The 9,942-nt window shown below is 70.9% G+C and carries 10 protein-coding genes and 2 pseudogenes; 11 read left to right on the plus strand and 1 reads right to left on the minus strand.

Annotated features, from left to right (window positions below; all coding sequences use genetic code 11):
• The 4 genes from FNH08_RS34470 to FNH08_RS34485 all read left to right on the plus strand — a co-directional run.
• A partial coding sequence (locus FNH08_RS34470) for an ABC transporter substrate-binding protein (RefSeq protein WP_152775463.1) occupies positions 1–1,062 on the plus strand: 1,062 nt, incomplete at its 5' end.
• A gap of 83 nt (positions 1,063–1,145) precedes the next feature.
• Entirely contained in the window at positions 1,146–2,057 is a 912-nt protein-coding gene (locus FNH08_RS34475) for a Nif3-like dinuclear metal center hexameric protein (RefSeq protein WP_322725973.1), read from the plus strand.
• Positions 2,054–2,797: a zinc ribbon domain-containing protein gene (locus FNH08_RS53695; RefSeq protein ID WP_152775465.1), complete on the plus strand. Its 744-nt coding sequence runs from the start codon at positions 2,054–2,056 to the stop codon at positions 2,795–2,797. Before FNH08_RS34475 ends, FNH08_RS53695 begins: the two co-directional genes overlap by 4 nt.
• 37 nt (positions 2,798–2,834) lie before the next feature.
• Positions 2,835–4,040: a bifunctional RNase H/acid phosphatase gene (locus FNH08_RS34485; protein ID WP_322725974.1), complete on the plus strand. Its 1,206-nt coding sequence runs from the start codon at positions 2,835–2,837 to the stop codon at positions 4,038–4,040.
• A gap of 30 nt (positions 4,041–4,070) precedes the next feature.
• Here the strand turns inward: FNH08_RS34485 and FNH08_RS34490 are convergent.
• Positions 4,071–4,328: pseudogene (locus FNH08_RS34490) on the minus strand (keto-deoxy-phosphogluconate aldolase); the annotation flags it as partial.
• Here FNH08_RS34490 and ribA point away from each other — a divergent pair.
• The 7 genes and pseudogenes from ribA to FNH08_RS34525 all read left to right on the plus strand — a co-directional run.
• Positions 4,325–4,750 (plus strand): annotated as a pseudogene (ribA, locus tag FNH08_RS34495) (GTP cyclohydrolase II RibA); the annotation flags it as partial. The pseudogenes FNH08_RS34490 and ribA sit on opposite strands and share 4 nt — an antisense overlap.
• Positions 4,751–4,775: 25 nt before the next feature.
• Positions 4,776–5,261 (plus strand): 6,7-dimethyl-8-ribityllumazine synthase, encoded by a 486-nt coding sequence (ribH, locus tag FNH08_RS34500; RefSeq protein ID WP_322725975.1) that lies wholly within the window; start codon positions 4,776–4,778, stop codon positions 5,259–5,261.
• 33 nt (positions 5,262–5,294) lie between these two features.
• Positions 5,295–5,567 carry a phosphoribosyl-ATP diphosphatase gene (locus FNH08_RS34505; protein WP_019983911.1) on the plus strand — a complete coding sequence of 91 codons (273 nt, stop codon included), beginning with the start codon at positions 5,295–5,297 and terminating at the stop codon, positions 5,565–5,567.
• 51 nt (positions 5,568–5,618) lie between these two features.
• Entirely contained in the window at positions 5,619–6,467 is an 849-nt protein-coding gene (gene hisG / locus FNH08_RS34510) for an ATP phosphoribosyltransferase (RefSeq protein ID WP_152775466.1), read from the plus strand.
• Between the two features lie 29 nt (positions 6,468–6,496).
• Positions 6,497–6,970: a PH domain-containing protein gene (locus tag FNH08_RS34515; protein ID WP_152775467.1), complete on the plus strand. Its 474-nt coding sequence runs from the start codon at positions 6,497–6,499 to the stop codon at positions 6,968–6,970.
• A gap of 250 nt (positions 6,971–7,220) precedes the next feature.
• Entirely contained in the window at positions 7,221–8,798 is a 1,578-nt protein-coding gene (locus FNH08_RS34520; protein WP_228034527.1) for a hemolysin family protein, read from the plus strand.
• The gene (locus FNH08_RS34525; RefSeq protein ID WP_152775468.1) at positions 8,795–9,883 is read left to right on the plus strand and encodes a hemolysin family protein; all 1,089 of its coding nucleotides are present in this window, start codon (positions 8,795–8,797) and stop codon (positions 9,881–9,883) included. Before FNH08_RS34520 ends, FNH08_RS34525 begins: the two co-directional genes overlap by 4 nt.
• The last annotated feature ends 59 nt before the right edge of the window (positions 9,884–9,942 follow it).

Here is a 9,942-nt window from a genome sequence, read left to right on the forward strand (position 1 = left end):
CCCACGCCCGTCCGCCGCCGCCGCGGAACCACCGCCGTCGCCCTCGCCCTCGCCGGCGCACTCTCCCTCGCGGCCTGCGGGTCCGGATCGGGATCGGAGTCGGGGGAGGGCGGCTCCGGATCGGGGAAGTCCGACAACGGCGGCGGCAGCAAGTCCGTCGCCCAGGGCGGCGAGGACTTCGCGAAGGCGGCCGAGGAGACGGCGAAGATGGGGACCACGGCCAAGGCCGGCGAGTTCCCGCGGACCATCAAGCACGCCATGGGCGAGACCGAGATCAAGGCGAAGCCCAAGCGGGTCGTCGTCCTCGACGTCGGCGAACTCGACAACGTCGTCTCGCTCGGCGTGAAGCCCGTCGGGTACGCGCCCACCGAGGGCTCGGTCGCCATCCCCTCGTACCTGAAGAAGGACGCGGGCGCCCCCAAGAACGTCGGCACGATCAACTCCCTCAACCTGGAGGCGATCGCGAACCTCCAGCCCGACCTGATCCTCGGCAGCGAGCTGCGCGCCGCGAAGCTGTACCCGCAGCTCTCCCAGATCGCTCCGACCGTGTTCTCCATCCGCCCGGGCTTCACGTGGAAGGAGAACTACCTCCTCAACGCCGCCGCTCTGGACCGGACGGAGGAGGCGAAGACGCAGCTCGGCGCGTACGAGAAGAAGGCGAAGAAGCTCGGCGAGGACCTCGGCGCCGACAAGCCGACCGTCACCATGCTCCGCTACATGCCGGGCATGATCCGCCTCTACGCGCAGGCTTCGTTCATCGGCACGATCCTCAAGGACGTCGGCATCCCGCGCCCCAAGAACCAGCAGATCAACGACCTCGCCGTGGAGATCAGCCCGGAGCGGATCGACGAGGCCGACGCCGACTGGATCTTCACCGGCGTGTACGGCGACGCCAAGAAGACCGACCGCTCGGGTGCCGAGGACAACCCGCTCTGGAAGAAGCTGGGCGCCGTCAAGGACGGCCAGGCCAAGGACGTACCGGACGAGACCTGGTACCTCGGCCTCGGCGTCACCGCCGCGAACAAGGTCCTCGACGACCTCAGGACCAACCTGACCGCCTGACCGCCTGACCGCCTGGCCGCCTGACCACTGCAAGTGCCCCGCGGCCGGTCAGGTACGGACGCGGGGCAGGTAGCCTCTTGTACGTGCCCCGTCTGTCTGAAGTCATCGCCGCGCTCGACACCCTCTGGCCTCCCGAGAAGGCCGAGGGATGGGACGCGGTCGGGACGGTCTGCGGAGACCCCGACCAGGAGGTCTCGCGGGTCCTGTTCGCCGTCGACCCCGTCCAGGACATCGTGGACGAGGCGGTGAAACTGGACGCCGACCTCCTGGTCACCCACCACCCGCTCTATCTGCGCGGTACGACGACGGTGGCGGCCTCCACCTTCAAGGGCCGGGTCGTGCACACCCTCATCAAGCACGACATCGCGCTGCACGTCGCCCACACCAACGCGGACACCGCCGACCCGGGAGTGAGCGACGCCCTCGCCGGGGCGCTGGACCTGAGGGTCGTACGCCCCCTCGTGCCGGACCCCTCCGACCCCGACGGCCGCCGTGGCCTCGGCCGCGTCTGCGAGCTGGACCACCCGCTGACCGTACGGGAGTTCGCGGCCCGCGCGGCCGAGCGGCTGCCCGCCACCGCGCAGGGCATCCGCGTGGCCGGCGACCCCGAGGCGCTCGTCCGTACGGTCGCCGTGAGCGGCGGCAGCGGCGACAGCCTCTTCGACGACGTACGCGCCGCCGGAGTCGACGCGTTCCTCACCGCGGACCTGCGCCACCACCCGGCGTCAGAGTTCATGGCGGATCGCGCCCACAGCGCACACACCGCCCACAGCGCCGATGGCGCCCCCACTCCTCTCGCGCTGCTCGACGCGGCGCACTGGGCCACCGAGTGGCCCTGGTGCGAGCTGGCCGCCGCCCAGCTCGACGAGATCTCCGACCGGAAGGGATGGGGCCTGAGGGTCCACGTCTCGAAGACGGTCACCGACCCCTGGACCGCCCACGCGGCGTCCGGCCACCCGTCGCCTTCTTCTGACCCCCTGGGAGCCCCCAACTGAACGCCGCGCCCGCCGACCAGATCCGACTCCTCGACGTCCAGGCCCTCGACGTACGCCTGCAGCAGCTGGCGCACAAGCGGAGGTCGCTGCCCGAGCACGCCGAGATCGAGTCGCTGACCAAGGACCTCACGCAGCTGCGCGACCTGCTGGTGGCCGCGCAGACCCAGGAGAGCGACACCGCCCGCGAGCAGACCAAGGCCGAGCAGGACGTGGACCAGGTGCGCCAGCGCGCCGCCCGCGACCAGCAGCGCCTGGACTCGGGCGCGATCACGTCACCCAAGGACCTGGAGAACCTCCAGCGCGAGATCGCCTCCCTCGCCAAGCGGCAGGGCGACCTGGAGGACATCGTCCTGGAGGTCATGGAGCGCCGGGAGTCCACGCAGGAGCGGGTCGCCGAGCTGACCGACCGGGTCGCCTCCGTCCAGTCGAAGATCGACGACACGACGGCGCGCCGGGACGCGGCCTTCGAGGAACTCGACGGCGAGGCGGCCTCGGTGACGAAGGAGCGCGAGGTCATCGCGGCGTCCGTCCCCGCCGACCTCCTCAAGCTCTACGACAAGCTGCGCGAGCAGCAGGGCGGCATCGGCGCGGCCAAGCTGTACCAGCGGACCTGCCAGGGCTGCCGCCAGGAGCTGTCGATCACCGACATCAACGAGATCCGTGCGGCGGCCCCCGACACGGTGGTGCGCTGCGAGAACTGCCGCCGCATCCTGGTACGCACGTCCGAGTCGGGCCTGTAGGCAGCGAGGGACTTCGGAGAGTTCAAGGACTTACGTCGTGCGGGAGTTCATCGTCGAGGCCGACGGGGGGTCCCGGGGCAACCCGGGACCCGCGGGCTACGGCGCGGTAGTCATCGACGCGGCGTCGGGCGAGACGCTGGTGGAGACGGCCGAGTACATCGGTGTCGCGACGAACAACGTGGCCGAGTACCGGGGGCTGCTCTCCGGCCTGAAGGCGGCCCGCGACCTCGACCCCACCGCCTCCGTCCTCGTCCGCATGGACTCCAAGCTCGTCGTGGAACAGATGTCGGGCCGCTGGAAGATCAAACACCCCGCCCTGAGGCCCCTGGCCATGGAGGCGGCGACCGTCCTCCCCGCCTCGCAGATCACGTACGAGTGGATCCCCCGAGAACAGAACAAACACGCGGACCGCTTGGCCAACGAGGCGATGGACGCGGGGCGGAGGGGCGAACAGTGGTCTCCGACGACGTCGACGGCCGACCTGGACACGCGTTCGGAGAGGCCGGAAGCCCTCGACGCAACGCCCCCTCCACGTGACACGACCGCAGGCGCGGCGAAGACCGAGGCGGACCTGCGCGCCGCGCGCAACGTGGCGGCGGCGGCGGCCGAGCCGGACCTCGGGGCGCCCGCCACCTTCGTACTGCTGCGGCACGGGGAGACGCCGCTGACGCCGGAGAAGCGGTTCTCGGGGAGCGGCGGGTCGGATCCGGCGCTGTCGGACGTCGGGCGCCACCAGGCGGAACGCGTCGCCGCCGCCCTGGCCGCCCGCGGCACCGTCCAGGCGATCGTGTCGTCGCCGCTCGCCCGCTGCCGCGAGACCGCCGGGATCGTCGCGGCCCGGCTCGGCCTCCAGGTGACGGTCGAGGACGGCCTGCGGGAGACTGACTTCGGCGCCTGGGAAGGGCTCACGTTCGGCGAGGTGCGCGAACGGCACCCCGAGGACCTGGGCGCCTGGCTCGGCTCGCCCGGCGCCCAGCCCACGGGCGACGGCGAGAGCTTCGAGGCCGTGGCCCAGCGCGTGGCCGTGACCCGGGACAAGCTCGTGACGGCGTACGCGGGCCGCACCGTCCTGCTCGTCAGCCACGTGACCCCGATCAAGACCCTCGTACGGCTGGTCCTCGGCGCACCCCCGGAGTCCCTGTTCCGCATGGAACTGTCCGCCGCCTCGCTGTCAGCCGTGGCGTACTACGCCGACGGCAACGCCTCGCTCCGGCTCCTCAACGACACGTCCCACCTGCGCTGAACAGCTCAGCGGAGGACCGAAGGCTTCAGCTCAGCCACCCAACGCCGCCGCATCCCGCGCCAGCCTCTCGATCCGCCCCCAGTCCCGCGCCGCCAGCGCGTCCTCGGGAACCAGCCAGGTCCCGCCCACACACGGGACGTTGGGCAGCGCCAGGTACTCCGGCGCCGACGCGGGCCTGATCCCTCCAGTAGGACAGAAGCGCGCCTGCGGCAACGGCCCTGCCAGCGACTTCAGATACGCCGTACCGCCCGCCGCCTCCGCCGGGAAGAACTTCATCTCCCGCACCCCAGTTGGAGACGTCCCTGGAGCGCATCGCGGCCGAGGGCCGGGGCGTGGTCGTCTACCTGCGCGGCCACGAGGGCCGCGGCATCGGCCTGCTGTCCAAGCTGCGCGCGTACGAACTCCAGGAGCGCGGCCGCGACACCCTCGACGCCAACCTGGAACTCGGCCTGCCCGCCGACGCCCGGGACTACGGCGCGGGCGCCCAGATCCTGAAGGACCTCGGCGTCCGCAGCGTGCGCCTGATGACCAACAACCCCGAGAAGACCGAGGCACTCACCCGCCACGGACTCGAGGTCACCGGCCGTGAGCCGATGCCCGTGAAGGCGGGCGAGCACAACCTCCGCTACCTGCGCACCAAGCGGGACCGGATGGGGCACGACCTGCCCTGGCTGGACACGACCACCGTGTCCACCTGCGGCCACCAGTAGAAGCACACCGAGGAGACAAGAGAACGTGAGCGGCAAGGGTGCACCGGAGCTGTCCGTACGCAACGTGGGTGACCTGCGGGTCGCCGTCATCGCGGCGCAGTGGCACGACAAGGTGATGGACGGTCTGGTGGACGGCGCCCTGCGCGCGCTGAGCGACCTGGGGATCGACGAGCCGACCCTGCTCCGGGTCCCCGGCAGCTGGGAGCTCCCGGTCGTCGCCAAGGTCCTCGCGGGCCGTGGCTACGACGCGATCGTCGCCCTCGGCGTCGTCATCAGGGGCGGCACTCCCCACTTCGACTACGTGTGCCAGGGCGTCACCCAGGGCCTCACCCAGGTCTCCGTCGACACCGGCGTCCCCGTCGGCTTCGGCGTGCTGACCTGCGACACCGAGGAGCAGGCCCTGGACCGCGCCGGCATCGAGGGCTCCAGCGAGGACAAGGGGCACGAGGCGGTGACGGCGGCGGTGGCGACCGCGGCCACGCTCCGCTCAGTATCTGAACCGTGGCGATAGGCCCGTCGGCACACGCGTAAAGTGGGCGCCACCATGTCCAAGAAGACGTTCGAGGAGCTCTTCACCGAGCTCCAGCACAAGGCCGCCCAGGGCGATCCCGCCACCTCGCGCACTGCCGAACTGGTCGGCAAGGGCGTCCATGCCATCGGCAAGAAGGTCGTCGAAGAGGCCGCCGAGGTCTGGATGGCCGCCGAGTACGAGGGCAAGGAAGCCGCCGCCGAGGAGATCTCTCAGCTGCTGTACCACGTCCAGGTGATGATGGTCGCGCGCGGGATCTCCCTCGACGACGTCTACGCCCACCTCTGAGCCGCAACCCGCACACAAGCACCGTACGCACGAACAAAGGAAGCCGACCTCATGCTGCGCATCGCCGTCCCCAACAAGGGTTCCCTGTCAGGCCCTGCGGCGGAGATGCTGCATGAGGCGGGCTACCAGCAGCGCCGCGAGTCCAAGGAGCTGCGGATCGTCGACCCGGTCAACGACGTCGAGTTCTTCTACCTCCGGCCGCGCGACATCGCGATCTACGTCTCCTCCGGCCAGCTCGACATCGGCATCACCGGCCGCGACCTGCTGATCGACTCCGGGGCGAACGCCGAGGAGATCCTCCCGCTCGGCTTCGCCCGCTCCACCTTCCGTTTCGCCTCCAAGCCGGGCGCGGCGAACGGCGTCGAGGACCTGAACGGCAAGACGGTCGCCACCTCGTACGAGGGCATCGTCGCCAAGCACCTCGCCGACAACGGCATCGACGCCTCCGTCGTCCACCTCGACGGCGCCGTCGAGACCGCCATCGAGCTCGGTGTCGCCGAGGTCATCGCGGACGTCGTCGAGACCGGCACCTCGCTGCGCAACGCCGGCCTGGAGGTCTTCGGCGAGCCGATCATGAAGTCCGAGGCCGTCGTCGTCCGCCGCACCGGGGCGGACGTCGAGGAGCCCAAGGTGCAGCAGTTCCTGCGCCGCCTCCAGGGCGTCCTCGTGGCCCGGACGTACGTGATGATGGACTACGACTGCCGCGTCGAGCAGCTGGAGAAGGCCGTCGCGCTCACCCCCGGCCTGGAGTCGCCGACCGTCTCACCGCTGCACAACGAGGGCTGGGTCGCCGTCCGCGCGATGGTCCCCTCCAAGGAGGCCCAGCGGATCATGGACGACCTGTACGACCTCGGCGCGCGGGCCATCCTGACCACGGCCATCCACGCCTGCCGTCTGTGACATCCGAGACATCCGAGGAACGGTTCACGATGTCGGATCTGCCAGACCCGCCTGCTCTCCCCGCCCTGCCTGTCACCTTCCGGCCGGGCCGCACCCGGGCCGTCCTGCTCACCGCGGGCGTCGCCATCTTCGTCGTCATCACGGTGATCGCGATGCTCCTGGAGCAGCTCAGCCCGAGTGAGCGCGTGAGCTTCGTCTTCACCGGCGCGCTGCTCGCCGGTGTGCTGACCCTGCTGTCCCGGCCCAAGGTCGTCGCCGACGAATCCGGGGTCACGGTGGTGAACATCGCGAGCAAGCGACGCCTGGAGTGGGAGGAGATCCTCCAGGTGAACCTCCGTCCCGGCGACCCCTGGGTGTTCCTCAACCTCAGCGACGGCACCAGCCTGCCCGCGCTCGGCATCCAGCCGGGCATCGCCAAGCAGCGCGCGATCGAGGACGCCCGGACACTGCGGGCGCTCGCGGAGGCCCGCTCGATCGGGGACCGCGAGACGCGTCAGGGGTAATTCACGGCTCGTTCAGAGCCGTCTTGGGGGATTCGCCCCTGCCGTACAACCCCATGTCTTGATTAATCTGGTGACGGTGGCGTGTCCTTTGCGCCACCGCCCCTGCCGTGCCGCCCGGTGCGCAGGGGTTCCTGCAACCCGAGGAGTGACTCCCTCCGGCGATGGACGGATCGTCCTGTAGTACCTGCGCCGCCCCCTCCCGACATAGCACGGACCGCGTCCGTACTGGCTGTGCGGAGGCGGCGGCATCATGACCATCCCCTTGCTGCTCCTCGGGGCGGCGTTCCTGCTGATTCTCGCCAACGGCTTCTTCGTGGCGGCCGAGTTCGGCCTCGTGACGGTCGAGCGGCCGGACGCGGAGCAGGCGGCGGCCGAGGGTGACCGGCGGGCCCACAAGGTCGTGGGCGCGCTCAAGGAGCTGTCCTTCCAGCTCTCCGGGACCCAGCTCGGCATCACCATCACCTCGCTCGTCGTCGGCATGCTCGCCGAACCGGCGCTCGCGGAGGTGCTGCACGGCCCGTTCACCGCGATCGGCATACCCGAAGGTGCCGTCCCCGGTGTCGCCGTGGTCGTCGGCATGCTGCTGGCCTCGGCCGTGCAGATGGTGATCGGCGAGCTCGTGCCCAAGAACTGGGCGGTGTCCCGGCCGATGCAGGTCGCGCGCTTCGTCGCGGGGCCCCAGCACGTCTTCTCCCGACTGTTCCGTCCGGTGATCGCCGGACTGAACGCGGTCGCCAACCGGCTCGTGCGTGCGCTGGGCGTCGAGCCCGCCGTGGAGCTGGCCTCCGCCCGCACCCCCGGCGAGCTCGTCTCCCTGGCCCGGCACTCGGCCCGGGCCGGCGCGCTGGAACAGGACACGGCGGACCTCTTCGTACGGACGCTTTCCCTGGCCGGACTGACCGCGGAGAACGTGATGACGCCGCGCGTGAAGGTGAGCGCGCTCCAGTCGTCCGCCACGGCCGAGGACGTCGTCAACCTCACCCGTGCCACGGGCCTGTCCCGCTTCCCGGTCTACCGGGAACGCATCGACGAGATCGTCGGCATGGCCCATCTCAAGGACGCGCTCGCGATCCCCGCGCAGGATCGATTGCGCACCCCGGTCGGGCGCATCGCGCAGGCCCCCCTCCTGGTCCCCGAGACGCTGCCCGTTCAGCCGCTCCTGGCCCGGCTGCGCAGCGAACAGCCCATCGCCGTCGTCGTCGACGAGTACGGCGGCACGGCCGGTGTCGTGACCCTGGAGGACATCGTCGAGGAACTGGTCGGCGAGGTGCGCGACGAGCACGACGGTCACGATCTGCCCGAGCTCGCCGCGGCCCCGCCCGAGGACGGGCGCCCGGCATGGGACGTCGACGGCAGCTGCCGCGTCGACGTGCTCCAGCGCATAGGTCTCGATGTCCCCGAGGGCCCGTACGAGACGGTCGCGGGCCTCGTCGCCGATCTGCTCGGCCGCATCCCGGCCCCGGGTGACAGGGCCGAACTGCCCGGCTGGCGGCTGGCGGTGCGGCAGGTCGGCCACTATCGCGCGGAACGGGTACGGCTGGTCCGGGCGACGCCGGCCCTGGAGGGTGGCCCTGTTGCCGGGGGCGCGCCTGCCGCGGAGGGTGGCTCTGGCGTGGGGACGAGCTCTGGGGCGGGTGCGGTTTCGGTTGGTGTGGGGGAGTCTGTCGTGGAGGGTGGCTCGGTCGTGGGGAGGAGCTCTGCGGTGGGTGCGGATTCGCTCCCTGAGGCTGAGCCTGTCGCGGATGCCGCTCCTGTTTCGGCGCCCGCTTCCGGCCCCGCTTCGGCTCCCGCTCCCGCTTCCGCTCCCGTCGCGGAGGCGGCCCGATGAGTGTGCTTCAACTTCTCTTCGCCCTGCTGCTCGTGCTCGCCAACGGCTTCTTCGTCGGCGCGGAGTTCGCCCTCGTCTCCGTCCGCCGCAGCCAGATCGAACCGCTGGGTACGGCGCGGGCGCGGCAGGTGCTGTACGGCCTGGAGCGGCTGCCGCAGATGATGGCCGCCGCGCAGTTCGGCATCACCGTGTGCTCGCTGACGCTGGGCGCGGTGGCGGAGCCGACGGTGGCGGGGCTGCTGGAACCGGCCTTCGAGGCGATCCACCTCCCGCACGGCATGATCCACCCTCTGGGCTATGTGATCGCGCTGGCCGTGGTCGTCTTCCTCCATCTCGTCATCGGCGAGATGCTGCCGAAGAACCTGGCGATGGCGGCGCCCGAGAAGACGGCGCTCTGGCTGAGCCCGGGGCTCGTCGCGTTCGCACGTCTGTGCAGGCCGGTGACGGTGGGGCTCGGTGCCTGTGCGCGGGTCGTCCTGAAGCTCTTCCGGGTCGAGCCCAAGGACGAGGTGGAGGCGGTCTTCACGAGTGAGCAGCTCAACCGTCTCGTGGAGGACGCCGGGCAGGCGGGGCTGCTGGACCCCGAGGAGCAGGAGCGCCTGGAGGACGCCCTGGAGCTGGGCTCCCGCCCGGTCACGGATGTCCTGCTGAACCGCGAGACCCTGGTGGTGGTGGGTCCGTCGGTGACCCCCGCCGAGGTCGTGGCGCTGACGGCCCGTACGGGGTACTCGCGCTTTCCGGTGGTGGCGGAGAACGGTGCCTTCATGGGGCGCTACCTCCACGTCAAGGACGTCCTCGATCTGGAGGACTCCGACCGGGCGGTCCCGCAGCAGATGTGGCGGCCCATGACCACGCTGGGCTCCGAACTGCCGTTGGACGACGCTTTGACGGTCATGCGTCGTGCCGCCACCCATTTGGCGCAGGTGGCCGATCCGGCGGGGAGGATCGTGGGTCTGGTCGCTCTGGAGGACGTGCTGGAGCTGCTGGTGGGGGAAGTACGTGACCCGGCTCACCGTGATGCGGCGCCCGTTCGTGTGACCGAGCCCCGTCCCAGCGGTGCACCGGAGGGGGCCCTGACGGCGTAGCGGGCGTAGCCCCAGTTTTTCCTCGCCCCCGCCGCCCTTACCCGTCCCATCCCCAGGGG

Origin of the sequence: Streptomyces spongiae, assembly GCF_009377185.1 — a bacterium.
Lineage (GTDB): Bacteria > Actinomycetota > Actinomycetes > Streptomycetales > Streptomycetaceae > Streptomyces > Streptomyces spongiae.